The sequence below is a fragment of the Vulcanisaeta moutnovskia 768-28 genome (assembly GCF_000190315.1).
Taxonomy (GTDB): domain Archaea; phylum Thermoproteota; class Thermoprotei; order Thermoproteales; family Thermocladiaceae; genus Vulcanisaeta; species Vulcanisaeta moutnovskia.
The window spans coordinates 1,994,616-2,019,428 of record NC_015151.1; the positions used below are offsets into that span (position 1 = coordinate 1,994,616).

Sequence of the window (24,813 nt, forward strand, 5' to 3'; positions counted from 1 at the left end):
TATATATTGCGCTTCGAGTCGTGGTAGAGCGGTATGAACATGGAATTAACTTACAATAATACTGTCCTTTATCCTACTTATTGCAGTAAATGCTTCCTAAGTAGGGCTGGGTTGAGTTTATGATTATACCCACAGGAAACGCTTCACTGGTTATTGAGCCGTACTCGTACTTAACCGGTGTTCCGTAGAATGCCACGTAACAACTTGAACCATAATTAGCGACTAGATTTACGTTGGTATTGAAGTAGAAGAATGATGAAGAGCCTGGCGGTGGAACCATCAAGCCAGCTATACCAAGGGCTGCTGAAGTAGCTAGGCCTGCCAGAAATTGATTTCCACCAAATATCGCGGCTATGCTTGAACCAACGGTTGGATAGGCAAGGATTAGACCGGCCACAAATAAGCCTACCTGTGCCGCGATTCCTAGGGGATTAGGATTGAATGTAGATGTAATTACACTAATTGGGAAGTAGCATCCTGACGACGTACATATTATATTGGGATTTGACGTACATAATCCGCTGTAGTGATAATTACCGTAACTATCCCTTGATATGAATACGTAGTCATAGACATAGCTTGAACTTATTAAATTAAATCTAGGTGCCGTCTGGCCCATTATGAAGCTCATAATCCCATTACCAAGATCAATACCTGGCCATAGGTAAAGAATGCTATTATGTATCGTGCCCGGCAATAGGTTGATTATTGCCGTAGCATTTGCGTGCTCATTAATTGGGTAGGTGAAGCCATACTGGTCCGTATAGTATTCCTGGAATTGAATTAAGGCTAGGGTACCATTAATACCCAAATAGAGGAAACCTGGACCCTTATTAACGTAATAATATAAGTTCGGGTATGAGTATGATAATGAGGAGCTAGATGAAAATACGAAATTTACGTAAATATTATCGACATAATTATAACCATTATAACCTCCATAAATGGGTAAGTTGCTTGAAAATTGCAGTGTTGGTCCAATAACTTCAAGTCTAGAGCCGGGTACATTAGCCACGCCATAAAGGCCGGAGCCCTGCTGAACATAACCACCTATACTTAAGACAATCCCACCACCAATATTATTGTTCCATGCATCCTTACCCCAGGCAACCCATAAAATGGGTACTGAACCATTAAACCCTGCACATGCACGTGGCTGCCAATAAAAGACTCCTGCACCTGCGGGAATTGGTGATGGAGCGGCATTCTGAACATTGCTATTCCCAAGGCAGTTGTATGGCCCTACAAAGCCATAGGGATCTGTAGGTAAGTTTGTCGTTGATGTGGCGTTGTAGTTACGTGCTACTTCCACCTTTACTGGCATTACTTTATTAAAGTCTATGTTTAGGCTTATGATCATTGATACATTGTTTATTACCCAGGTTGGGTCGTAAGGTATTGTCACTATTACGGTCCTTGTCTCATTTGTAGACTTGTCGAAATAGGTAATTAGTGCGAGTATGGAGGGCCATACTACATTGGGTGGGTTCCCGTTAGATATCATGATCTTTATCGTTTCCTCCGCTATGCTTACTATTGGTTTTGACGCTAAGCTTATGTTTACTAAGCCGACCCCATAGTAGTAACCAACCGTGTACACATGTCCATTGCCTAGTGCGAATAGGCTTATGGTGAATGGTACTGGGTTGTTATTTAGGTATCCGCGTACTATGAGTATTGGCTTTCTTAGGCTTGTTATGTTGTAGTAATAAACCTGGTACTCGTTGGTATTAATTGTTAAAATTGGACTAGGGCTCGATGGTTGAGCAAACACCGTGATGAGGATAGCAATGGTGACAATGGATATAATCAACATTACTACTGTAACGACCCGTCTATAATTAGTACTCACAATCATCGAGAATATTCCTCAATGCAACAAGCTTTTTTCTTAGTAGGGTGTTCTTAAAAAGTGAACCGAGCGTAATTGAACGATTATTTAATCAACGGCGATATCACGTCCTGGGCTTTAAGCCTAGCCTTATTAATCCGTCCCTAAGCCTTTGCACCTCGGACTCGCTTAACGGCCTTAGGTATGGCTCCTTCACGGTTCCGAAGTCGTAACGAAGCAGGTGAACCAGCTTGTAATAGCCATCAACGCCCGGATAATCCCTGGTTAATTCCCTAACCCTGGCTATTAAGTCCTGTTTTTCCATGGCTGATTGTAACCTGCCGGCTTTGAAATCATCAAACATGCTTCTCATTACCTCAGGGAGTACGTTTGCCATGGCCGATATGCATCCCTTGGCACCCACCATTAGGGCTGGTAGTATTGTTGAGTCTGCCCCATTTAGTACTGTTATGCCGAGCCTCACGTGGCCCATTACTTGCGTTATATCGCCAGTACTATCCTTAACACCGGCTATTTTAACGCCGTCATTGATGAGCTTTGCCACGAGATCTGGTGTTACATTGAATCCTGTATTCTGCGGTATGTTATATATGTATATTGGTAATTTAGTTGCCTCAGAGAGCTTTGTGTAATACCTCCTTAATGCTTCGTAGTCTGGTTTATAGTAAATTGGTGGTATTGACGATATGGCTATAGCGCCGAACCTTTCGGCTAATCTGATGGTTTCAACGACTTCATTCCAATCAAAGGAGAATACGTGAACTATCAATTGCTTATTGGTATGCTTCATTATTGTCTCAAGGGCTGTTCTCCTTTCCTCAATTGTTAGGTATGGTCCCTGACTCGTTGTTCCGAATGGATAGAAACCGTCAACACCAGCCTTCGTTAAGGAATCAACGTGTTTTGCAAGAGATTCCGTGTCTAATTTACCGTTTTTAAACGGAATTGCCAGGGCTACAAATATTCCCTCCATCAAGGAGATACGGGTTCTAGGCCCTTAATAAAACTATTTACTTACATATCATAATCAGTAATCTGAACAATCCTTCTCTTGTTTTCTTCCTTAATTAACTTAATCATGCTATACCTAACATTGGCTTCCCTAGCCGCATTCACAATGTCATTAACCAAGCCCTCTGACTGTGTCGTAATTATTACTTGGTTGATCAAGCCTTCGCTAATGAATCTCGTTAATAATGATGCGAAGGCTCTTCTAATATTTTCATCAACATACGGTATTGGTTCATCCATTAGTAGAAAATCGATATTATGATTAGTGGCCCTATAGACACTTAGTAGAAATGAAAGTGCTATTGTTAACCTCTGTCCATCACTTAACCTTGATATTGTAACCTTCCTACCGCCAGGCCTGAAGGCATAGAGCGTATACTCACTAACAATGCCAATAATGCCCTTATCCTTCACTGTAACCTCAATGCCCGCACCCTCAAGATCATCATATGGATATAGCATTTCAAATATTGAGCCAACATTATCCCTAACAATCTTAATCATCTCATCCCTAACCCTTGCTTGAACATCCCTAATACCTGCCCTAATTCTTGTTAATTTATTGTAGAAGTCCTCTAGAAAGTCAAGCCTTTTCCTTAGTGTTGATGGGTCCTCCTTATCAAATCCTATACTTGATAAAGCCAGTTCCAATCTACTTAATTCGGCCGAATCATCGCTCAACTTAGCCCTAACCTGGGTTAATCTCTCATCAATATACCTAATTTGATCCTCAATACCTGTTATTGCTCTCGTATCAATCCCAAGATTACTAAGCTGTTGTCTAAGCTCCTCTTCCTGTCGTCTCAGGGAGTTAAGCTCCCTATATCTCCTTAAGTATGAAATTTCCTTATCGATCTCATCCACCTCGGCCCTAAACTCATCAACAAATCTCGTAAGTGTCTGAATTCTCCTATCAATATCCCTAATAGACTTCTCAATGGTCTCTAGTTTCGAAAGAACGGTTTCAAGTCTTGACCTAATATCACGTGAACGTTCAATCGTAGCCTCATAATCATTAACAATGGGTAATAAAGTCTCCATATTAGTTAGTACTCTCTCTAGTTCGTTCAGTTTATTCTTCATATCCTCAATTTCATCATTACGACTTCTGGATAACTCCTCAATCCTCCTCTTAATGTTCTCATAATCCTCCTCACTTAACGACTTATTACAGACTGGACACCTCTCTTCGTGATTACTTAATATGTATTGAAGGACATTTAACAACGACGACCTAAAGCCTTCCTCAACACTAAGTCTCTCAAGCCTTCTCCTAAACTCCTCAACATCCCTCCTAATCTTAACCGGCTCTCCATATTTATTAACTAGTGCTTTGTATTCCCTAACCCTAGGTTCCTCCTGCGAGATCCTGCTCTCTAATTCCTTGAGAGATGCTTTCAGGGATTCGGACTGAAGCTCTAGGTCGTTACGAATGTTGCTAAGGTATTCCTTATCCTCGATAAACTTATCCTTAAGCCTCGCGAGTCCTTCAAAGGCATTGTATACCTTCTCAGTTACCTCGGATAAGTTATCATTAGTTATTACGAGCTTACTAACATCATCGGCCTCCTTAACAAGTGCAAATTCCTCAAGCTTCTCAATTAATAAATCCCTAAGTCTCTCAAGCCTAAGTCTAATGCTCGTCTCATTAACCTCCTTAATACCGGCCTTCTCAAGCTCCTGCTCAAGGTTCTCTCTTCTGATTCTAGTGGCAATATAATTACTGTAGATGTCCTCAATACCCCTAAAACCCTTTAGTAGCTCCTCCCTCTTTCTCAATAGATTATTGTAAGCATTACTAAGTTCCTCTTCCTCTTTCCTTAGCTTCTCGATCTCCTCCCTAAGCTCATTAACCTTTCCTTGCGCTCTCTCAATCGAACCATACTTAACAATTATTTCTGGAAGTTCCTTAACACTAGCCAGTCTCTGCCTAAGTTTATTAATTAAGTCCTCAATTTGCGACATTGGTAATGACCTATTTAAATTGTCCAGTATCTCAAGGCCAAATAATTTATCAATGAATAAGCTTCTTTTTGTAACGCTACCGTAAACCAATGCCTCAAGTGTCCTGTGGGTAACCAATACGAATCTCTCGAAATCATCATCATCCACACCAAGAGTCTCGATAATTTTAGAAGTAACTTCATCATCCTTATACCTAATTCCATTAATGATCGCGCTGGAACTTTCTCTCACATTTTCGCCTGATTTCTTAAGTTCCCTTATTACCTCAATACCATTAGTAAGTACTAACTTAACAAGTAATGAGTTGGCTTCCTCGTTGATTAAATCAGTCAGCTTCGAAACCCTCTCCTTAACCTCTAACTGCGTACCGTAGAGTGCGTACTCAATAGATTGAACAATACTTGTTTTTCCAGAACCCACGGGCCCATGAATAATATTAATACCGTCATTAAAGGAAATCCTATTCTCACCCATAAATCCCCTAAAATCCCTAATAATTAATTCATTGATTCTAATCCTCATTCTCATTCACCTCAATACCAACCTTACTCAACTCCTCATTAATTGCCTTAATGACACCCCTCCTACCACCCTCCTTATAAGCCATGTAAAGCCTAATGGCTAATTCAGCATCTTGACCAAGCCTATCCCTAAGGAACTTAATGATTAATTCATCAAGTTCACCCACTTCCACCACCCTTCTTCCTTAATACATCAACCCAGGGATTATTACTGAGAAAGTCAGGTAATTCATTACTAACCGATGAACTCCCCTGTGTATTAATTATTGAATTTCTCATGCTTTGTAATCCCAAATTCTCAAGCCTACTAACTCTCTCGATTAATTCATTCAATGTATGTTCAATTCTCATTACCCTATCCCTAAGTTCATTGATATCCTTAGTTAATGGTTGAATATTGATGCTTGACAATGCGTTTTTCACGTCATTAATAACCCTCTCTAATTCATCTATTCTACCTTTAATGTCCTCATTAACCTCCTGTTGTAATTGTATCGGTATACTTGGTATTAACTCCTCCACGGCCTTTTCGGGATCTGTCGATGATAGGTCATATATGTAAACACCAACCCTATTGCTCCTAAATAACTTACCATTGATTAAATCCCTGGCGCTCTGTGGGAAGGCTATGTATGCCTTATTGTAATTAAATCTATTCCTCATAACATTACTGAGTTCATCAACTATGTAGGAGTCCGTGGGAAATTCCTCAATTGAGATCCTAAGGTAAACCGTGTTATTACCCTCCGTAAGGATTAATTCCCTATCACTTAATTTGTTCAGTATCTTAAATCCTCTCTGTAATAACCATTCCTCAAGTAGCTTCTTCGCAAGTTCAATGCTCATTATACCTACATAATTATTACTTAACAACTTACTTTTTAACCTAATTGAATCAATAAACTCATTTAAACGTGCTTATTGATGAAGGTAATACCAACCCTCCTTAGTCCTCTCATTCCACTTCACATTATTAGGCAATGCATAGCCATAAATTATTGCCCCCTTCCAAACACTAAACTGTGGATCCTTAACAATGCTAATGCTCAGCTTATTAGCTAGATCAGGTAATTTCTCAGAAACCATTAACCTGGTCTTATCCACACTATTAACAGCGACATCCTCCAAACCAGGTGGTACTGACCAATTAAACGCACCACCGCTGAGTATTATCGTACTCATTATCTTATCCTGTATCTCCACAGGAACCTTCCTGATGCTCGTTATTAATGCCTCAGCAATATCCATCTCGCCATAAAACACCATATCTCCTACCGTGGTATCCTCAATAACAAGCCTACCCTGCTGCATATAACTCGTAAAGATATCATGTCTTGGATTAAAGACAACTTCACCTATTAGAAATCTCATCCATGCAGTATCCCTCAACTCAATCTCAATTAACGGATTTATCCTAACCTTAATAGCAAATCTATCAGGGTCATCCCTAGCCTTCTTAACAGCATCATCAAGGTTCTTAGGTATTAAGCCCACGGCTCTCTTCACCATCTCAACTACATACTCATCCTTTGCCAAATCACCATAGCCTGAGTCCTTAAGCACCTCCCTAGTGACTGCATTGGCCTCAGCGCCACCTCTATTGAGTGCGACGATGCCCTCTCTAATGGGACCGTAACTAATAGGTACAAGTTGTATATTGCCGTGACCAGCCTCAATTACTGTGCATGTCACGGCCTTCTCGGCAATCGCGACGGCAAATGGTTGGTCTATTATCGTAACAGCTTGAAGTAGCTTGCCGCCGAATTCCTCATCAATTTCCCTATGGATCTCTATCATTCTATCTCTCATATAGTCAGGGGCTAGTGCTGATAAGGCAACAACTAAGAAGAATCCCTTGAAGTCAGCTCTTCTAACGAAGTCTGAGTAAAATTGTGAGAATCCATATCTAGCGAGTTCCTTAATTATCTTCCAGGAGTCCTCATCCTCCTTCCTAATGATGCCATCCTTAAGCGGGTAGCGCAAGTTCCTAATGGCATCCCTAATCGAACTTAGGTACTTGGGTATATCATCACCAACAACAACACCTCTCTCAAGAACCTCCTTAGGAACCAGCAATTTAATGCTCTCGGGTAAATCCCTAAGGAATAACCCACGGCTTTGAATCATGTATGGCTTGTCCCTGAGGGTTATTGGACCGTACTTGAAGTACCCAGTGCCAAAGTCCTCCGCATACACGTAGTTAAGCTTATACTTGCTCTCGTCAATCATGCCGAATCACCAGATCGCCTTAATCGTAATGAACTCATTATTAAACATTATTACGTACGTATCATCAAACGACTTAACCCTAGGCTTTAAGTAATCCCTCATTTTGTCAGGTAATGAACTAGCTGATTCATTTATGCAGTTTAATACTTGATTTAAAACATCCTTGATATGCTCACCTGTTGTCTCTACGTAATACATTGCCTGATACTTGATTCCATTGTCTATTACTAAGGGCTTAAGATTAAGTCCGTTTAATATGCATGATATAAATTTACGGCTCTCCCTTACAATATCATCTTCATCCTTTACTTCGCCAACCTCACACTTTTGGCAACTCACATAAGTTTATTAGCAATAAGGTTTATAAGGAGATTGCGCCTCTTGTGACGAGATTATAAGGTGTATAGTTCTATGGAGAATGAATTAATTCTTGAGGTTAGGGATCTTGGAAACATAATCATAAAACTAGAACCAGCCATTTCGCCGTTAACATATGCAAGGTTAGGGAAATCATTACCAGCAAGGGCAAATGCCATAAAGTATAGCCAGGTCATAATAATTCCGCTGGACCTTGGTCTAGTTAGTGAGGGTAAGAGAACGAGTTTAAAGCCTTACGAAGTTGGTTATTGGGTTAAGAAAAGAAGTCTAGTAATTGCACTGAATAATATTGATTTAGGGGAGCAGGTTAATGTGCTTGGTTATGTGATTAATGGTGCTGAATTACTTAATAAATTAAATGGTGGATACTCCATAAGGCTTTTGATTAAGTGATCTAGGATTAAGTTTTTAAAGGGTTGGGGAGGAAACCGAAGTGGCGAAGAGGCATGAGCACTCAGGAAACTACAATACTGGTTGGTAAAAAACCAACTACAAGCTACGTAATAGCCACAGTAATGAGCTTCAACGCAGGAGCCAAGAAGGTAATACTAAAGGCTAGAGGCGGTGCAATAGCCAGGGCAGTCTCAACGGCAGTAATGATAAGGGACAAGTTCCTACCAAACCAAGTAAGGATAAGCGACATAAAGCTACTAACTGATAGGGTAACTGGCCAGGGAGGCAAGGAGAGGTCAGTGGCTGCCATTGAGATAGTTCTAGAGAGGGCATAATAAGATACAATTAATAACTGACTTCAAAATATTAATAATACAAAATCAATTAATTTATCTATACTTAGATATCTCCAGGAGATAACTTCTAATTTCCTCGAGAAGTGTAACGAGAACAAATAAGGCGCTCCTTCTATTAGTGGCTATTAATGGCATTACCTTAACTTCATAGGGAACCTTCAATATACTCTTAACAGTAAATATATCAACTGCTGTTGGCGCATCTTGCTTGTTTGCGGCAATCACGTGAGGTGTTGATGGAAAGTTCTCCCTGAAGAAACTATACATACCCAGCGACTCCTTAACCTTCTCCTCGCTCGAACTATCAACTATAAATAAATAGCCATGCATACCCCTGGCAATTATCTTCCACATAAAGCTGAATCTTTCCTGTCCAGGAACACCGAATAAATGCACAACAAGGTCCTCCCTAACCTTCATCCTACCATAATCAAAGGCAACAGTGGTACTCTTTTTACCATCAATGGAGCTCTTCATTATAGGCACATCGGTTTCAATAGGTAATACCTCACTTAGTGTTTTAACGAAGGTTGTCTTACCAGCGCCGTAGGGTCCGGCTATTACGATCTTTACGGTCTTTATCGGCATTTCAATCACCCTATAATGCCACCTTACTTCTTATGAAGTTTATAACGTCTTCAATGTCCTTGGGAGTTATCTCAACGTTAATAACTTCAATTATTTCCTTCTCACTAATGTTAAGTAACTTGCTTAGTAGGTCGTATAGCTTATCAGTATACTTCTCAAGGATTATCCTGGTTAGTCCTATTGATGCATCAGTGCCACTAATTACCATTACATAACCCATCTCCTTAATATCCATTAATTGAATAATGCCATCGGCACCTTGCATTAATACATAGTTAATACTACTAATGGGTAATGTTGACACTAATCCTCTTAATGATGATATGAATCTTGGCGCTGCAAAAAACGTATTACTTGCACCAATAAATATTGTATTGGTGGCATAGGCTATTACCGTGCCCTCCTTATCCATTATATAAACAGCCCTTATCTGATCAGGACTTTCCGAAATGATCTCCTCAGCTGATGAACGAATCTCATTTATGATTCTTTGAATATCACCGTCCACATTTCTTTCTATTTATTATAATTTTTAAATCTTTCGATTTTTCTTGCATGAACGAAAGCACATCATCCTCAATTCATTTAATACAATCAATTACGAAGCATAATAAGTTTTTTAAATGTATGATGCGAAGTACTACGGATGATAACAATAAAGGGTTATGTTGTTAGTAAGACGTTGGTTAATGACCCAACAGGCGGAAGAATGATAGCCATACAAATAGTTGAAGAGAGGGAAACGCCAGGTCCGGTAATTACTGGTGCTGATGAGAGTTCTCAAATGATGAGGGATGTGATGCCCCTCGTCCAGCAACTACTTAGGTCTATGCCCATGGTTGGTCCATTAATGAGTGGTAAGGTCCCAATACCTAGACTTCTTATTTGGCTTAATGAGGACGAGGCAGAAGCACTAGGTCCTAAGTTGGATGTTGGTGATGCCGTGGAAATTAGGATAGATAATGGAAAACTAGAGTTAGTTAAGATATAATTCTCTTATAATTTTACATCAAACTTTCTACTTAAATCTAACAAATCCTTTAGTTTAATTCTTATATGTCTACCATTTGGCAATGTTCTAACAACAATAAATGGGATTAAGCCTCTACGGATTTCCTCAAGAGCAATGTCTACTGGGTCGTATGTGCCTATTTCCTGTGGATTAATGAGCGGTTGAGCGCCCATTGCCAATTGCTTTGCCCTAGCCGCCACTATCCTAGCAAGTTCATACTTAGTTATTCTAGGTGGGTATGTTAACTTACCCTTGGCTAAGTCATTAATTATATTTAAAACACTGATCAATGCATCCTCCTTAAGGATTGAATCTGATGTCTGATTTGATGACGACATTGGAGAATACGGAAATAAAATCGTTTAAAAATCTAACTTTATGAATAATTATTTTTACTAATCAGATGATTTCGACTCGCCTTCCTCACCGCCCTCAGTCTTTGATTTGCTGGGACCGCCTGTCCTTGTTTGAGCTGCGGCAACTATATCATCTATCCTGAGTATCATTATTGCAGCCTCAGCTGCGCTCCTTATTACATGAGACTTAACTAGTAATGGATCAACAACATTGATCTTGGCCATATTCTCGATCTTACCACTTAATACATCAACACCTGCATCAAATTCACCAGCATCATGCCTCCTCCTTAACTCAGCAATAGCATCGACAGGGTCTAAACCAGCTGTTAACGCTAGTATTGTTGGTATATGCTCAAGGGCCTCAGCAAACTTAAGCACAGCCAACTGCTCCTTACCAGGTAACTTCCTACCCCACTCCCTAAGCCTCTTGGCGATCTCCATCTCAAAGGCTCCACCACCAGGTACAATCTTAGGCTCCCTGTAAAGATCCCTAATTACATGTAATGCATCCTGCATTGATCTCTCGGCCTCATCAAGAATCCTATCAGCAGCACCCCTCAGAAGTATTGTTACTGCCCTTGGATTTGGACACTGCTCAACAAACACCATCTTCTCCTCACCAACCTTCCTCTCTTCAACAAGTCCAGCCGTACCTAAGTCCTCAGGTCTTATGTCCTTAATGCTTGTGACTATCTTAGCCCCAGTGGCCTTGGCGAGCTTCTCAATGTCACTCCTCTTAACCCTCCTAATGGCCATAATACCTCTCTTTGCTAAATAGTGTTGAGCTATTTCGTCAATACCCTTTTGCGTAATGACGACATTAGCACCAATCTCGGCAAGCTTATCAACATAAGACTTCAGAATGTTGGATTCCTCCTCGAGGAATCCCTTTATCTGTTGTGGTGATGAGACGGAGATCTTCGTGGTCCACTCAGGCTTCTCGATCTCAAGTGGTGCATCTAGAACAGCGATCTTGGCATTAACAACCCTCTTTGGCATTCCTGGATGAACAACCTCCTTATCAAGCACAATACCCTGTATTAACTGGGTCTCAAAGAGTGACTGACCTTTTTTCTTCTCAAGCTTAATCCAGTCCAGGTCAAGGTTGTACTTATCACTAACCTTCTCAACAGCTATGGCTGATGCCTCAACGGCAATCTTCGCAAGGTAGTCCTTAGCCTCAGAAACAATCTTGCTACTTAGTGAATTCATTGCGACTAGGGCCAATTGATTCTTGTCTTCAATATTTATTGGCTGGGCGATTTCGTTGGCAATCTGTATTGCGTAGTCCATGGCCTTTTTATAACCATCAATGATTATTGTTGGGTGAATATTCTCATCAAGTAATTCTTCCGCGAGTTCTAGTAATCTACCGGCTAGTACTACGGCAGTTGTTGTTCCATCACCAACCTCTGCATCCTGAGCCTTAGCAACCTCTATTAATAACTTCGCAGCTGGGTGTTGAACCTCCATCTCCTTTAAAATGGCAGCTCCATCACCAGTTATTGTTACGTCGCCAAAGGCGTCAATGAGCATTTTATCCATTCCCCTAGGTCCTAGGCTTGTTGATAGTATTTCGGAAATTACCTTAGCAGCCATTATGTTGCTCCTCCTGGCGTCTGCGCCTGTTGTTCTTTGTGAACCCTCCTTAAGAACCATCACTGGTACTCCTCCCTTTTGCTGTGTACCGCTACTCATCGGCGAGTCCGTAAAGCACTTCTATAAAAACCTTTCTTCAATTAAGGCGAGTAAAAAATAAGTATTACAGCAATACCATTGGGCTCAATGGGCATTGAGTATGTATTAACCCTATTAATGATTGCATCATTATTTGTAATACCGTGGGCAGTCGTTAGTTCATACTCGATGGAACCAACACTTGAAGTTGGTGACCTAGTCATAATAACACCACCGAGTCTATCATGTAATCTCCTTCTAGGTCATGTTGCCATATATTATTCGCCAGTATTTAATGACTATATTGTACATAGGGTGATAGCCATCAACAATGCCCAGGGATGTACGTATACCTTTAAGGGTGATGCGAATTTAGGGCCTGATCCTTATTCAGTGCCCTATAATAATATTGTTGGTGTTGTCGTATTCGTAATACCCCAATTAGGCCTGTTAAGCCTTTCATATAGAACATTTACCGCGGCTTTATACATGCTGGGCATCATAATCCTAGTAATAATCCCAGCGTACCTACTTGATAAATGATTTTGCCTTATGAGGAAAAATGTATTAAGTCTCATGAATCGGGTTTTTTAATGGGCGAGGGCGTTCAAGATATTACCACTAAGTTGAGTGGTCGTGAGCAGATAAGGGGTAGGGATGGTAGGGTATTTGTGCTTAGGGAATTTGAAATAACTGACTTAAATACGGTAGTTACGATAAATAGGAGGGTACTACCTGAGAATTACCCTGAATTCTTCTTTGTTGAGCATTACAGGAGCTTTCCCAAGGCTTTCATCGTTGCTGAGCTTGATGGCGAGGTAGTGGGTTATATGATGAATAGGGTTGAGTTTGGCTGGAGCTATATATGGAGGGGTAAGCCAACAAGGAAGGGTCATGTAATATCTATTGGCGTATTACCCGAAGCCAGAAGGGTGGGTATTGCATATAACATGATGATTAGGGGCATGAGAGCTATGAAGCATTTCTACGGCGCTGAGGAGGTCTATCTTGAAGTTAGAGTCTCCAATACGCCAGCCATTAACCTTTATAAGAAATTGAACTATAAAATAGTCGACCTAATAAAGGGTTATTATCACGATGGTGAGGATGCGTACATAATGGCAAGGCCGCTTGATAATATATAGGGTAATGAGGGTAAAAATTAGGCCTATTCTCCGAACTTCTCGAGAGTGCCTAGATAATTCGCTATAATATTCATAACGTCGATACCCCTAATCCTGGTCCAAAAGCCTTTGATGCAGTCTCTCTCACTAAATCTGGTCACATCGTCTCTCATAACATCCGGGCCCCACGCCATAAATGGGACAGGATCACCCGTATGTTCCTTAACCACTATTGGTGTTGCATGGTCACAGGTTATGAATATGTAAGTATCGCTGGGTGCCTCCTCGAGAAACCTCCTTAATCCAGTATCAACCCTCTCTATAATCATGGCTTTACCCTCAGCGTCACCATCATGTGACATGGAGTCGGTTGGCTTAACATGTAGAAATACAAAGTCATGATCCTTTAAGGCTCTTGCAGCAGCTTGGAATGCGGTTGTGAAATCATCATCCTTAGAGCCTATGTAATTATCGACATGTATCGGTTCCATACCCAGTGCTACACCAATACCCCTAATCAACGCAACACCAGCAATAATGGCAGGCTTAATCCTATACCTCGAGCTTAATGGCTCAAAGTTCTTCAGGGAACCCGCACCCCTGAGGAGGACCATGTTTATTGGGCCCTTACCATCCCTCCTCCTCTTCTCATTAAACTCAGCACTACTTAACTTTTCATAAACAAGCCTGGTGAATTCATTGATATAGTCAGCAGTGATCTTAGCATCACTACTTAATGCCTTAGCCTCAGAGACCTTGGCGCCAATAACGTGCGGATCAGTGTCACTAACATGCGGTGAAACGCCACCTTTTAGAACTAGAACACCCCTATGCTCCACGGTTTGTTTATAGACCGCGTCAATGCCATATTTACTCTTTAACGCTGGTAATACTTCATTATTAATTACGTTCTCTATCTCCTTAACCTCACTGGGATCTATATACCTACCACCCCTCCTATCAACAACGATTAAGTCGTTATTAACCGTAGCCACGTTCGCCCTAAACGCAACATCACTTGGACTAAGCATTAACCCAGCGCCTAATGCTTCAAATGGACCCCTGCCGGGATAGTACTTATACGGATCATAGCCAAAAATAGCCAGATGAGCCGTATCACTGCCGGGTCTAATCCCTGGCGATATAACGTCCATGAGACCGCAGGAGCCCTCAGCGGTTAATCTATCAATCGTAGGTTTAACAGCAAATTCCAATGGGGTCTTTCCACCAAGTTCCTTAACCGGGCGATCGGCACAACCATCCAAAATTACCAGTAATGCCCTTGGCATACGTAATACTGCATTAAGAGCATTAAAAGCATTTACCTTAAGTGAAAATTCAGTCTCGATTTAACGTCTCACCAATCCACCTCAGGTAATCATCAAGACCACCAATTATTGGCAATGCAATAATCTCGGGAACCTTATACGGATGCCTCTCCCTAATGTATCTCACTAAGTCATTAAGCCTGTCTCTCCTCGACTTAATAATGAGCAATGTCTCATTATTCTCCTCAACCCTCCCCTCCCAATAATAAATACTCCTTAGTCCATCAATGACATTTACGCATGCAGCTAACTTATTATTGATGAGCGACCTAGCAATTTCAACGCCAACATCCCTGTTAGGTACCGTAACAAGGACGACAATATAACTATCCTCATCCATGACCTCTCCTGTGATTTATAAGGGCAGTTTTACTAAAGCATTATCCCTGCTATGGACTAGTTCAATAATTAATGAGCTTCATAATAATACTTAAATGCGAAGTAATTAACGTAATCCTTGATGGAGTACATAAACCTTGGAAAATCTGGAATAAAAATATCGAGGATAGGTCTCGGTGCGTGGCAATTTGGTGGCGATGCATGGGGGCCCTACGAATACGGCATTGCCAAGGAGGTAATTGCCAAGGCAGTTGAGCTTGGTATAAACTTCATAGATACTGCGGCCGTCTATGGGCGTGGACGTAGTGAGGAATTCGTGGGCAGGGCAATTAGGGAATTGGGGATTAGGGATCACGTTGTTATTGCCACCAAGATACCGGGTGATTGGCATAGGTATGACGATGTGCTCAAGGCAGCAAGACGAAGTAGGGAGAGACTTAGTGTTAACGTTATTGACCTCCTTCAGCTCCATTGGCCTGCCTGCTGGCATAATGTCCCGATTTGCGAGACTATGAAGGCGATGGAGAGGTTGGTCGAGGATGGTGTAATTAGGTATATTGGCGTTAGTAACTATCCGCTTCAGTTACTTGAGGCTGCCCGCTCATGTCTTAAAAAGAACGATATAGTTAGCTCCCAGAACAGGTATAACCTAATCGAGAGAGATGCCGAGAAGGAACTTCTGCCCTACCTACAACGTGAAGGTATTACATTCATTGCATGGAGTCCACTGGCAAAGGGTGCAGTCACGGGTAAGTACAGCCCGGAGAATAGGCCTAGAGGTGACCTGAGGGAGAATGAACCTGTGTTTTACCTGGATAATCTTAGGGAAATAAGCACGAAATTAATACCAGTGGTTAGGGAGTTATCGATAAAGTACGGTAAAACACCCGCCCAAATAGCGCTTAATTGGCTTGTAATGCATGGTAACGTAGTGCCAATACCAGGGGCTAAGAATGCCGCACAGGTTGTTGAGAATGCTGGTGCTGTTGATTGGAGGTTGAGTGAGGAGGACTTCAGGAGGCTTAATGAGGCAAGTAGTTCCTTAACAATAACGTATGTCACCTGGTAATTATCTACGCATTACAGTTACTAGCTTTATTAAGGCCTACATGGGTAATATCACGTATGCGACTTCCTCGTGGAATTTATGGTATAACGGATACTAGTTATACTGTAAAGAGTCATGTAGATGCTGCTAGGGCATTCCTCGAAGGCGGAGTCAGAATTATTCAATATAGGCGTAAGGAGGGGAGTATTAGGATACTGCTTGAGGAGGCTAGGGCTATTAGGAGACTTTGTAATGAGTACGGCGCAGTGTTCATAGTTGATGATAGGATTGACATAGCAATACTCAGTGATGCTGATGGAGTTCATGTGGGGCTTGATGATGCGCCTGTGGATGAGATTAGGAGAAGGTTTAGTGGCCTAGTAATCGGTGCTAGTGCCAGTACTGTTGATGAGGCCATACAGGGCGAGAATGCTGGTGCTAACTACATAGGCGCAGGTTCGGTATTTCCAAGCCCAACTAGGCCGGATTACAGGGTTACTGGGCTTGTTGGCTTAAGGAATATCGTGCAATCAGTCAGTATTCCCGTATATGCAATAGGCGGTATAACACTCGAGAGTATACCTGCTATTAAGGCAACGGGTGCCTGGGGAGCAGCAGTTATTTCGGGAATACTTGCTGCTAAGGACCCTGTTAAAATGGCTAGAGCATTCGTTGAGGCCTGGGAGAATGCCTAGTTCTTTCTATTATTGTAATTTATGCATTGTATACAGAGGTCTATATTCATAATGCATGGAGGTAATGTTTATTAATACTTGATATTTAGCAAATAAAACGTGGCAACTACTACACCTGAAATGAGTAGGAAGGAGATCGCTAGATACTATGCTAATGCCATAGTTAAGCTCGTGATATACATAATCGTATACGTTGTTGTGGCTGCAATAGTTCACTGGATAATAGTATCCTTACTACCAATGTTCCACGTAAATATTAAGCCATATGAAGGTTATGTGAATGTACTACTCGCTTTGGCCTTTGGCTACTTAATCGTGTCTGCCTTCGCCGATGTTATTTACTGGTCTATGAGGTTTAGGTATGATCACCCAACTGCTAGGGCCATGAGGAATGTATTCCTGCTAATAGGTATTGGTGCGTTGGTTGCGGCGATTGCTGGAGCCATTGGTGGAGGAGTTGCTGGTGTGGCTGTTGGTGGCTTCCTCGGTATTGTGATAGGCTTTGCTGTTCAACAAGTCCTTGGGCAGGCCGTGGCTGGCCTATTCCTGTTATTGGCTAGGCCGTTTAGAATACATGATCATGTAAATTTACTTGGTGAAGATGGTATTGTTAATGACGTTGCGATTTTATTCACTGAGGTTATTAAGAGTGACGGTACTAAAGTCCTGATACCGAATAACTCAATAATCGGTAACAAGATATACCTACTGCCTAAGCAGCAGCCTCAACAGCAACAACAGCAGAAATGATTCGTTGGGTTAAAATATAATACAATATTAAATTTATTAATTGGTATATTTCCTTATTCCTCGTGCCTTTACAGAGCCATGTTCAGATTGGTATTGTTGGTAAACCTAATGTTGGTAAGTCCACTTTCTTTGCTGCGGCAACGATGATCGACGTTAAGATTGCGCCATACCCATTCACTACCATCGAGCCTAATGTGGGTATTGGGTATGTTAGGATACCCTGCGTGTGCAGGGACTTGGGTGTTAAGGATAATCCCAGGAATTCAATATGCATTGATGGTAATAGGTTCATACCAGTGGAATTAATAGACGTTGCTGGCCTAGTCCCTGGAGCTTGGCAGGGTAGGGGCTTAGGTAATCAATTCCTTGACCATTTGAGGAGAGCTCCTGTGCTTATTCATGTGGTTGACATGGCAGGCGCAACGGATGAAGAGGGTAGGTTAGTTAAGCCAGGTACTCACGATCCACTGGATGATATCGAGTTCCTTAGTAATGAGGTTACCATGTGGATGGTCCAGATGCTCAGTAAGGATTGGGATAAGTTGGTTAGGCTTGTGGATTACGCAAAGAAGCCATTGTTGGAGGTCTTATACGATAGATTTAGTGGACTAGGTATAACACAGCCTCAAATAGGTGATGCGCTTACTAAGTTGGGTCTCGATACGAAGCCTCTCAGTAAGTGGAGTGATGATGATATTAAGGGCTTCGTGACAATGCTTAGGGAGTTGAGTAAACCCATGGTCATAGCGGCGAATAAGATGGATATTCCTGAGGCTGAGGATAATTATAAGAGGGTTGTTAAGGATGTAGGTAATAAATATAGGGTAATTCCAGTAAGTGCTGATTATGAGCTGGCTCTGAGGAGGGCTGCAAAGGCGAATTTAATTAAGTACATACCTGGTGATGACGATTTTGAAGTTATGGTGAGCAACTTAACAAAGGCTCAAAGGGATGCCCTAGAGAGGATTAGGGATTTCATGCATAGGTGGGGTGGTACTGGTGTTATAAAGGCGTTAAATACCGCCGTGTTCGACGTACTCGGCATGATCGCGGTTTATCCAGTGGCTGATGAGAGAAAGTTCACAGATACTGAGGGCAATGTGCTACCTGACGTATTATTACTACCCAGGGATGCTACTGTACTGGATTTAGCTAAGGCGATCCATAGTGAGATTGCTGAGAAGGCCGTCACGGGTGTTGATGCAATTACTGGTAAGAGACTTGGCGTTAATTCGAAACTTTGGCATAGGGCTGTCGTGAGAGTTTACATATCGAAGTAACGTAGTCTTTACATCCTCCTTAACCTGGGTATTCCAAGTATGCCCATGGCATTACCAAGTACTGTTCTCATGGCATTCACAAGGTTTATCCTAAACTCCCTAATGCCTGCCTCTGCATTTAGCACGGGGTACTTCTCATAATAGCTATTAAATACTAAGGATAATTTATTCACATACTCAATTATGTTCTCAAGCCTCAGTTCCTGGGCAGCCCTGGCAATGACCTCAGGATATTCACCAAGCAATAGTATCAATTCCCTCTCCTCACCAGCGATATTATTGGGTATTTGCGTAAGTTTAGGAATTTCGCCAGCCTTCTCAAGGATCCCATTTGTCCTAACATAGGTATACTGAACGAATGGTCCACTATTCTGCTTTAGGTTTAGTACCTTATCCCATGAGAATGTTAATGGTTTATTTGGACTTACGGAAAGGAATGAGTACCTAATTGCACCAGTAGCTACGGCCTCAGCTACCCTATTGGCCTCATCAGGTGAGAACCTGTTCTTCACAATTTCCATTATCCTATCCTTAGCCTCATTAAGTAGCTCATCAAGTGAAATATAGACTCCCTTTCTACCACTCATCTTCATTCCTGCTAAATTAACCATTTCATAGGAGTAGTGAATTAGTTTCCTAGCTAAATCGTGATATCCCATAGCATGTAGCGCCAACTTAAGTTGAGCTTGCGGATGAGCCTGCTCAGAACCAATAACCCTTATTAACCTATCGAACTTAAAATTATCCCAGAACCATAGAGCGTATGCTATGTCTCTCGTTAGGTATAGACTTGTTCCATCGCTCCTAAGTAATGTAGCCTTTGGTATGTACTTGGGAAGTTTAAGTTCATTCCATAGCCCTAGATCCTGGGCATACTTATCGGCTCTGAATACCACGGCGCCATCATCTCTCTCAACATATTGAGGGACCTTTCTAAGCAATTCATTGATTACCCTAGATGTACCGCCATTATCCACAGCAACCTCGCTTTCAAAATCCCATGAATCAAAGCTAATGCCTAATCTGTCCAGTGTAATTCTGAATCCCTTGAGTACTATATCCACGGCTTCCCTAATGACCTTTCTAACAAACTCATCACCCTCCTCATAAGCCCTAGACCATTGCTTAACCATTAATGGAAGGTCCTCGAACTTACCCAACCCCTTGAGTAAGGTCTCGGTAAGCTCCTTATCCCTCTCCATGAAGTTATTAATTACGGAAATCCACTCATCCCTTTCACTAATCAGCTTATTCGCATCCTCATACTTACCCTCACTCTTAAATTGCTCAATCTGCTTACTCAATCTCTTAATCTCGCTTACTGCGTAGGTTACTGAGTAGATAATGCCCATGACATCATCAGGCTTCCAACCATTATTAACTCTATTAAGCACAAGGTCTTTAGCCACGTAATAACCAATGCCAACATACGGCATTTGATCTCCACAATCATTAACATAGAAATGAACCCTAACAGAGGCGCCGCAAAAGCGAAGAAGCCTTGCCAGTGAATCACCAAGTACGGCATTCCTACCATGACCAATATGCATGGGTTTAGCGGGATTAGCGCTAGTATGCTCTATAATGTAGCTACTGCTTGGGCATTTCTCACTTATGCCATATTTATCACTGAGACTATTGATTGTTGATAATACTATATTCGCATAATCCCTTATATTAATATCAATATTTAAATAACCATTAATCAATACAGCCTTATTAATTAGCCTAAGCTTAGGAATTATCTTACTATTTATTATCTCTTCGAGATTACCATATTCCCTTACTACATTATGCATTGGAATTGTTAAGTAACCATATTGAGACGGTGCCCTCATAACCTCATTTACGTACTTAGCCAAGTCAATGTTAATCTCTGTACCTAAAAATTCAAGTAGTCTCTGAACATCCTTAATTACCTCATTATATGGATTACTCATTGTAGTGCATGTTAGATCTATAGTTAAATATTTTAGTGTTCTGACCTCCTCCCATCCCCGGAAGGGGCGAGACTTGCCTCTCGACTTGTCAGTTGATTGATGTAAGGCTTATATAGGCTTATGATTTACGTAATACCGTGAGTGCTGGAGGCAGGAGGAGGAAGACAGAGGAGCGTTTTAAAAGAATTCTTGAGCATGAGTACATGCCCAAGGCTGAAATCGTGCCTAAGGAGGAGGTTAAGGAGATACTCAAGCAATTGAATGCTAAGGTTTTTCAGTTACCATGGATTAGGGCAAGCGATCCACTGGCCAGGGCTATAGGTGCTAAGCCTGGTAATGTCATTAGGATAATTAGGAAGTCAGATACGGCTGGTGAATTTGTCACGTATAGATTCGTAGTTCCAGGTTAATATACAAAGCAATTTAAAGGCCCTTTTGCAAGAGAGATTAAGAAACCATGGTTCTTCAACCTATGGGAAAATATAGCGGAAAGAGTTTAAATATTGATTTAAGCATGGGGTGATTAATAATGTCCATAGATAATCCTAATATTGGGCATGATAACATGCTGGATTCCGTACCAATACCAATACTGAGATCTAAAAGGGCTTATGCAGTTTTTCCATCATCTGATGATAGGTGGGCATTAGTTGATGCATTCATTAGTGAGGGAGGACTAGTTAGGCATCAGATTGACTCATTTAATGATTTTGTTGAGAAGAAACTGCAAGAGGTAGTTAATGAAAATAGTTTAATTGAGACAGAGGTTAAGGGCCTTTACATAAAGCTTGAGAGGATTGAGGTTGGTAAGCCAAGGGTTAGGGAGGCTGACGCCAGTGAGCACATTCTCTACCCGATGGAGGCTAGACTCAGGAACCTAACCTACGCGGCGCCACTTTACTTAACAATGGTACTTTATGTTAATGATGAGGAGGTTGATAGACAGAAGGTGTATATAGGTGATTTACCAATAATGATCAAATCAAAGTTCTGTAACCTATATGGACTTAAGCGGCAGGAATTAATCAGTAAGCTTGAGGACCCGGACGACCCAGGTGGCTACTTCATTATCAATGGTAGTGAGAGGGTTATTGTTTCTCAGGAGGATCTGGCGCCTAATAAGCCGTTTTTCGACAAGGGTGATAAGGCCAGCATTACCAATGTGGCCAAGGTAATATCGATTGGCGCTGGCTATAAGACTACCGTGACTGTGGAAAGACATAGGGATGGCATTATATACGTCACATTCCCAGCAATAGCCACGAGAATTCCATTCCCAATAATAATGAGAGCATTAGGTTTGGAAACCGATGAGGATATTGTATTAGCCGTTAGTGATGACCCTGACATTCAGAATGAGTTATTACCATCACTTCAATTCTCAGTGCAAATAGCCAGTACTATCGATGATGCCCTTGACTTCATAGGTAGTAAGGTAGCCATTGGGCAACCCAGGGAGGTTAGGATTGAGAGAGCAAAGCAAGTGCTTGATAGATATTTCCTGCCTCACCTTGGTGCTACCGAGGAGGCTAGGGTAAAGAAGGCCTTGTTGGTTGGTCAGATGGTTAAGGGAGTCATTGAGATGTATCTTGGGCGTAGGCAGCCGGATGATAAGGATCACATTGCCAACAAGAGGGTTAGGTTAGTTGGTGATTTACTAGCTCAATTGTTTAGGGCGGTGTTTAAGCAAGTGCTCCAGGACATTAGGCAACAATTGGAGAGGCATTATTCAAGGGGCAAAATACCGAGCCTAGTCACGTTGGTTAGGGCTGATATAATAACGGAGAGGATAAGGCATGCATTGGCCACGGGTAACTGGATAGGGGGTAGGACCGGGGTCTCGCAGATGCTTGACAGGACTAATGTTCTTTCAACCTTAAGTCATTTAAGGAGGATCGTATCCAACCTAAGCAGGACACAACCCCATTTTGAAGCAAGGGATCTGCACCCAACCCAGTGGGGTAGGCTTTGTGCAATTGAGACTCCAGAGGGTCAAAACTGTGGTTTAGTAAAGAACCTAGCATTACTCTCTACAATAACTGTTGGTGTTAATGAGAACGAGGTCGAGAAAATGCTTTATGACTTAGGCGTTGTGCCAATACTAAAGGCCAGGAAGGAGGGTGTTAAGGGTACAGAGGTTTACCTAAATGGTAGGTTAATAGGTATTCACACAGAACCAGAAAAATTAGTAGGTACGGTAAGGGAAATGAGAAGAAGAGGCCAGATAAGCCATGAAATCAATATTGCGAGAATACAAAATGAATACTTAGATGAGTTGAGGGTTAATTGTGATGGCGGTAGACTTAGGAGGCCATTGCTAATTATTGAAGATGGTAAGCCAAGATTAAAGCCTGAACATATTGAGAGACTAAGGAAGGGTGAGTGGTCTTGGAGTGATTTAATTAGCAATGGAATAATAGAGTACTTGGATGGCGATGAGGAGGAGAATGCCCTTGTTGCCATTAATCCTGAGGAGGACATGAGCAAGTACACGCATATGGAGATCATTCCATCAGTTATGATAGGCGCTGTGGCATCAGTAATACCATATGCGGAGCATAATCAATCACCAAGGAATATATATGAAGCAGCAATGGCAAAGCAAAGTCTAGGATTTCCGGCTGCCAATTATAGATTCAGGATGGATAGTAGAGGGCATTTGCTCATATATCCTGAGAGACCGTTAGTAATAACTAGGGGAATGGAACTCAATGGATACCTGGGAAGACCCGCTGGGCAAAACGCTGTGGTTGCACTATTAACGTATACCGGGTATAACATGGAAGACGCTGTGATTCTTAACAGATCGTCGATAGAGCGAGGAATGTACAGAAGCGTATTCTTTAGGACATACGAGACAGAACAAATGAGATATCCAGGTGGTGAGGAGGATAGGATAGAAATACCATCAGCTGAGGTCAGGGGTTACAAGGGACCTGAGGCTTACGCACACTTGGATGAGGATGGTATAGTATCGCCTGAAGTGTTCGTATCGGGCGGTGAAGTATTGATAGGTAAGACATCACCACCCAGGTTCTATGGTGTCTATACGGAAGCCGTTGTATCCAGCGCCAGGAGGGATTCATCAATAACCGTTAGGCGTGGTGAGAAGGGTATTGTTGATAGTGTTGTGATTACGGAGACCAATGAAGGTTATAAGCTTGTTAAGGTTAAGGTTAGGGAGTTAAGGATTCCAGAGCTTGGTGATAAATTCGCCAGTAGGCATGGGCAGAAGGGTGTGATGGGCATGATGATACCGATGCAGGATATGCCATTCACGGAGGATGGAATAACACCCGATATAATAGTTAATCCGCATGCATTGCCGAGTAGAATGACAGTTGGTCAATTACTGGAGTCAATGGCAGGTAAGGTGGCTGCACTTAGGGGATTAACTATTGACGCAACTCCCTTTGAGGGCGTTACTGAGGAGGAGCTTAGGGACTTACTAATCAGGTCTGGCTTTAGGTGGGATGGTAAGGAGGTCATGTACAGTGGGTTAACAGGTAGGAAGCTTGAGGCAGACATATTCATTGGCGTTGTTTATTACCAGAAGCTTCATCACATGGTTGCTGATAAGATACATGCCAGGGCTAGGGGTCCTGTGCAAATACTGACTAGGCAGCCAACTGAGGGTAGGTCTAGGGAGGGTGGCCTTAGGCTTGGTGAGATGGAGAGAGATGTATTAATAGCACATGGTGCCGCTGCATTACTTAAGGAGAGACTTGTTGAGTCTAGTGACAAGTATGTTATGTATGTTTGTGAGGACTGCGGCATGATTGCTTGGTACGATGCTAATAAAGGCAAGCCTGTATGTCCAATACATGGTGATAAGGGCAGGATTGTGAGGATTGTTGTGCCTTATGCATTTAAGTTATTGCTTCATGAGTTAATGAGTCTCGGTATTTACCCAAGGATTGAAGCAGGTGATCTAATTGAGGAGAGAAGGGCTTGATAAGGTTTATTTA

At 41.8% G+C, this 24,813-nt stretch carries 25 protein-coding genes; 11 read left to right on the forward strand and 14 right to left on the reverse strand.

Going from position 1 to position 24,813, the window contains the following annotated elements:
• Window positions 1-73 precede the first annotated feature (73 nt).
• The 7 genes from VMUT_RS10525 to VMUT_RS10550 all read right to left on the reverse strand — a co-directional run bounded on the left by VMUT_RS10525 (window position 74) and on the right by VMUT_RS10550 (window position 7,917).
• Window positions 74-1,816: a hypothetical protein gene (locus tag VMUT_RS10525; protein WP_083805500.1), complete on the reverse strand. Its 1,743-nt coding sequence runs from the start codon at window positions 1,814-1,816 to the stop codon at window positions 74-76.
• 139 nt (window positions 1,817-1,955) lie between these two features.
• On the reverse strand, window positions 1,956-2,825 hold the full coding sequence (locus VMUT_RS10530; RefSeq protein WP_013605393.1) for a dihydrodipicolinate synthase family protein: 870 nt from the start codon (window positions 2,823-2,825) through the stop codon (window positions 1,956-1,958).
• A gap of 41 nt (window positions 2,826-2,866) precedes the next feature.
• The gene (gene rkd4, locus VMUT_RS10535) at window positions 2,867-5,350 is read right to left on the reverse strand and encodes an arcadin-4 (protein WP_013605394.1); all 2,484 of its coding nucleotides are present in this window, start codon (window positions 5,348-5,350) and stop codon (window positions 2,867-2,869) included.
• Window positions 5,340-5,522 (reverse strand): hypothetical protein, encoded by a 183-nt coding sequence (locus VMUT_RS12715; protein WP_148224751.1) that lies wholly within the window; start codon window positions 5,520-5,522, stop codon window positions 5,340-5,342. Before VMUT_RS12715 ends, rkd4 begins: the two co-directional genes overlap by 11 nt.
• Window positions 5,509-6,195, reverse strand: coding sequence for a hypothetical protein (locus VMUT_RS10540; protein WP_048057294.1), 687 nt, complete (start codon window positions 6,193-6,195; stop codon window positions 5,509-5,511). The genes VMUT_RS12715 and VMUT_RS10540 overlap by 14 nt, the downstream gene beginning before the upstream one ends.
• A 72-nt stretch (window positions 6,196-6,267) precedes the next feature.
• The gene (locus VMUT_RS10545; protein ID WP_013605397.1) at window positions 6,268-7,578 is read right to left on the reverse strand and encodes a crenactin; all 1,311 of its coding nucleotides are present in this window, start codon (window positions 7,576-7,578) and stop codon (window positions 6,268-6,270) included.
• A gap of 6 nt (window positions 7,579-7,584) precedes the next feature.
• A complete protein-coding gene (locus tag VMUT_RS10550; RefSeq protein WP_013605398.1) occupies window positions 7,585-7,917 on the reverse strand; it encodes a hypothetical protein in 333 nt (110 codons plus the stop codon).
• A 72-nt stretch (window positions 7,918-7,989) separates the two neighbouring features.
• On the opposite strand from VMUT_RS10550, the gene VMUT_RS10555 reads away from it, so the two are divergent.
• Both VMUT_RS10555 and albA read left to right on the forward strand, forming a co-directional pair.
• Window positions 7,990-8,349, forward strand: a complete 360-nt coding sequence (locus tag VMUT_RS10555; protein WP_013605399.1) for a hypothetical protein — start codon at window positions 7,990-7,992, stop codon at window positions 8,347-8,349.
• 53 nt (window positions 8,350-8,402) lie between these two features.
• Window positions 8,403-8,684 (forward strand): DNA-binding protein Alba, encoded by a 282-nt coding sequence (gene albA, locus VMUT_RS10560; protein WP_013605400.1) that lies wholly within the window; start codon window positions 8,403-8,405, stop codon window positions 8,682-8,684.
• 54 nt (window positions 8,685-8,738) lie between these two features.
• On the opposite strand, the gene VMUT_RS10565 is transcribed toward albA, so the two are convergent.
• Entirely contained in the window at window positions 8,739-9,293 is a 555-nt protein-coding gene (locus VMUT_RS10565; protein WP_052298569.1) for a GTP-binding protein, read from the reverse strand.
• Window positions 9,294-9,303: 10 nt separating this feature from the next.
• Window positions 9,304-9,801 (reverse strand): roadblock/LC7 domain-containing protein, encoded by a 498-nt coding sequence (locus tag VMUT_RS10570; RefSeq protein ID WP_013605402.1) that lies wholly within the window; start codon window positions 9,799-9,801, stop codon window positions 9,304-9,306.
• A gap of 138 nt (window positions 9,802-9,939) precedes the next feature.
• Here VMUT_RS10570 and VMUT_RS10575 point away from each other — a divergent pair, with 138 nt between their 5' ends.
• The gene (locus VMUT_RS10575) at window positions 9,940-10,284 is read left to right on the forward strand and encodes an arcadin 1 (protein ID WP_013605403.1); all 345 of its coding nucleotides are present in this window, start codon (window positions 9,940-9,942) and stop codon (window positions 10,282-10,284) included.
• Between the two features lie 5 nt (window positions 10,285-10,289).
• On the opposite strand, the gene VMUT_RS10580 is transcribed toward VMUT_RS10575, so the two are convergent.
• Together VMUT_RS10580 and thsA are read right to left on the reverse strand one after the other, a co-directional pair.
• Window positions 10,290-10,643, reverse strand: a complete 354-nt coding sequence (locus tag VMUT_RS10580; RefSeq protein WP_013605404.1) for a DNA-directed RNA polymerase subunit K — start codon at window positions 10,641-10,643, stop codon at window positions 10,290-10,292.
• A 57-nt stretch (window positions 10,644-10,700) separates the two neighbouring features.
• Window positions 10,701-12,362 carry a thermosome subunit alpha gene (gene thsA / locus VMUT_RS10585; protein WP_013605405.1) on the reverse strand — a complete coding sequence of 554 codons (1,662 nt, stop codon included), beginning with the start codon at window positions 12,360-12,362 and terminating at the stop codon, window positions 10,701-10,703.
• Between the two features lie 87 nt (window positions 12,363-12,449).
• On the opposite strand from thsA, the gene VMUT_RS10590 reads away from it, so the two are divergent.
• Window positions 12,450-12,884: a signal peptidase I gene (locus VMUT_RS10590; protein ID WP_013605406.1), complete on the forward strand. Its 435-nt coding sequence runs from the start codon at window positions 12,450-12,452 to the stop codon at window positions 12,882-12,884.
• 50 nt (window positions 12,885-12,934) lie between these two features.
• The gene (locus VMUT_RS10595; protein ID WP_013605407.1) at window positions 12,935-13,486 is read left to right on the forward strand and encodes a GNAT family N-acetyltransferase; all 552 of its coding nucleotides are present in this window, start codon (window positions 12,935-12,937) and stop codon (window positions 13,484-13,486) included.
• Between the two features lie 23 nt (window positions 13,487-13,509).
• On the opposite strand, the gene VMUT_RS10600 is transcribed toward VMUT_RS10595, so the two are convergent.
• Both VMUT_RS10600 and cutA read right to left on the reverse strand, forming a co-directional pair.
• Window positions 13,510-14,754: a 2,3-bisphosphoglycerate-independent phosphoglycerate mutase gene (locus VMUT_RS10600; RefSeq protein ID WP_013605408.1), complete on the reverse strand. Its 1,245-nt coding sequence runs from the start codon at window positions 14,752-14,754 to the stop codon at window positions 13,510-13,512.
• Between the two features lie 49 nt (window positions 14,755-14,803).
• A complete protein-coding gene (cutA, locus tag VMUT_RS10605) occupies window positions 14,804-15,133 on the reverse strand; it encodes a divalent-cation tolerance protein CutA (protein WP_013605409.1) in 330 nt (109 codons plus the stop codon).
• Window positions 15,134-15,253: 120 nt separating this feature from the next.
• On the opposite strand from cutA, the gene VMUT_RS10610 reads away from it, so the two are divergent.
• The 4 genes from VMUT_RS10610 to VMUT_RS10625 all read left to right on the forward strand — a co-directional run bounded on the left by VMUT_RS10610 (window position 15,254) and on the right by VMUT_RS10625 (window position 18,905).
• The gene (locus VMUT_RS10610) at window positions 15,254-16,201 is read left to right on the forward strand and encodes an aldo/keto reductase (RefSeq protein WP_013605410.1); all 948 of its coding nucleotides are present in this window, start codon (window positions 15,254-15,256) and stop codon (window positions 16,199-16,201) included.
• Between the two features lie 56 nt (window positions 16,202-16,257).
• The gene (gene thiE / locus VMUT_RS10615) at window positions 16,258-16,875 is read left to right on the forward strand and encodes a thiamine phosphate synthase (protein ID WP_013605411.1); all 618 of its coding nucleotides are present in this window, start codon (window positions 16,258-16,260) and stop codon (window positions 16,873-16,875) included.
• A gap of 120 nt (window positions 16,876-16,995) precedes the next feature.
• Window positions 16,996-17,625: a mechanosensitive ion channel domain-containing protein gene (locus tag VMUT_RS10620; RefSeq protein WP_013605412.1), complete on the forward strand. Its 630-nt coding sequence runs from the start codon at window positions 16,996-16,998 to the stop codon at window positions 17,623-17,625.
• A 62-nt stretch (window positions 17,626-17,687) separates the two neighbouring features.
• A complete protein-coding gene (locus VMUT_RS10625) occupies window positions 17,688-18,905 on the forward strand; it encodes a redox-regulated ATPase YchF (protein WP_013605413.1) in 1,218 nt (405 codons plus the stop codon).
• Window positions 18,906-18,913: 8 nt separating this feature from the next.
• On the opposite strand, the gene VMUT_RS10630 is transcribed toward VMUT_RS10625, so the two are convergent.
• Window positions 18,914-20,845 (reverse strand): arginine--tRNA ligase, encoded by a 1,932-nt coding sequence (locus tag VMUT_RS10630; RefSeq protein ID WP_013605414.1) that lies wholly within the window; start codon window positions 20,843-20,845, stop codon window positions 18,914-18,916.
• A 137-nt stretch (window positions 20,846-20,982) separates the two neighbouring features.
• Here VMUT_RS10630 and VMUT_RS10635 point away from each other — a divergent pair, with 137 nt between their 5' ends.
• Together VMUT_RS10635 and VMUT_RS10640 are read left to right on the forward strand one after the other, a co-directional pair.
• The gene (locus VMUT_RS10635) at window positions 20,983-21,255 is read left to right on the forward strand and encodes a DNA-directed RNA polymerase subunit H (protein ID WP_013605415.1); all 273 of its coding nucleotides are present in this window, start codon (window positions 20,983-20,985) and stop codon (window positions 21,253-21,255) included.
• 155 nt (window positions 21,256-21,410) lie between these two features.
• Entirely contained in the window at window positions 21,411-24,800 is a 3,390-nt protein-coding gene (locus VMUT_RS10640; protein WP_048057297.1) for a DNA-directed RNA polymerase subunit B, read from the forward strand.
• Window positions 24,801-24,813 lie beyond the last annotated feature (13 nt).

Excerpts from the sequence above, each read along its gene's own strand:
- VMUT_RS10555 (WP_013605399.1), top strand. The coding sequence starts at position 7,990 with ATGGAGAATGAATTAATTCTTGAGGTTAGGGATCTTGGAAACATAATC.
- VMUT_RS10640 (WP_048057297.1), top strand. The coding sequence starts at position 21,411 with ATGCTGGATTCCGTACCAATACCAATACTGAGATCTAAAAGGGCTTAT.
- VMUT_RS10540 (WP_048057294.1), bottom strand. The coding sequence starts at position 6,195 with ATGAGCATTGAACTTGCGAAGAAGCTACTTGAGGAATGGTTATTACAG.
- VMUT_RS10620 (WP_013605412.1), top strand. The coding sequence starts at position 16,996 with ATGAGTAGGAAGGAGATCGCTAGATACTATGCTAATGCCATAGTTAAG.
- VMUT_RS10595 (WP_013605407.1), top strand. The coding sequence starts at position 12,935 with ATGGGCGAGGGCGTTCAAGATATTACCACTAAGTTGAGTGGTCGTGAG.
- VMUT_RS10575 (WP_013605403.1), top strand. The coding sequence starts at position 9,940 with ATGATAACAATAAAGGGTTATGTTGTTAGTAAGACGTTGGTTAATGAC.
- VMUT_RS10525 (WP_083805500.1), bottom strand. The coding sequence starts at position 1,816 with ATGTTGATTATATCCATTGTCACCATTGCTATCCTCATCACGGTGTTT.
- albA (WP_013605400.1), top strand. The coding sequence starts at position 8,403 with ATGAGCACTCAGGAAACTACAATACTGGTTGGTAAAAAACCAACTACA.
- VMUT_RS10630 (WP_013605414.1), bottom strand. The coding sequence starts at position 20,845 with ATGAGTAATCCATATAATGAGGTAATTAAGGATGTTCAGAGACTACTT.
- thiE (WP_013605411.1), top strand. The coding sequence starts at position 16,258 with ATGCGACTTCCTCGTGGAATTTATGGTATAACGGATACTAGTTATACT.
- rkd4 (WP_013605394.1), bottom strand. The coding sequence starts at position 5,350 with ATGAGGATTAGAATCAATGAATTAATTATTAGGGATTTTAGGGGATTT.
- thsA (WP_013605405.1), bottom strand. The coding sequence starts at position 12,362 with ATGAGTAGCGGTACACAGCAAAAGGGAGGAGTACCAGTGATGGTTCTT.
- VMUT_RS10530 (WP_013605393.1), bottom strand. The coding sequence starts at position 2,825 with ATGGAGGGAATATTTGTAGCCCTGGCAATTCCGTTTAAAAACGGTAAA.
- VMUT_RS10545 (WP_013605397.1), bottom strand. The coding sequence starts at position 7,578 with ATGATTGACGAGAGCAAGTATAAGCTTAACTACGTGTATGCGGAGGAC.
- cutA (WP_013605409.1), bottom strand. The coding sequence starts at position 15,133 with ATGGATGAGGATAGTTATATTGTCGTCCTTGTTACGGTACCTAACAGG.
- VMUT_RS10580 (WP_013605404.1), bottom strand. The coding sequence starts at position 10,643 with ATGTCGTCATCAAATCAGACATCAGATTCAATCCTTAAGGAGGATGCA.
- VMUT_RS10590 (WP_013605406.1), top strand. The coding sequence starts at position 12,450 with ATGGGCATTGAGTATGTATTAACCCTATTAATGATTGCATCATTATTT.
- VMUT_RS10600 (WP_013605408.1), bottom strand. The coding sequence starts at position 14,754 with ATGCCAAGGGCATTACTGGTAATTTTGGATGGTTGTGCCGATCGCCCG.
- VMUT_RS10565 (WP_052298569.1), bottom strand. The coding sequence starts at position 9,293 with ATGCCGATAAAGACCGTAAAGATCGTAATAGCCGGACCCTACGGCGCT.
- VMUT_RS10610 (WP_013605410.1), top strand. The coding sequence starts at position 15,254 with ATGGAGTACATAAACCTTGGAAAATCTGGAATAAAAATATCGAGGATA.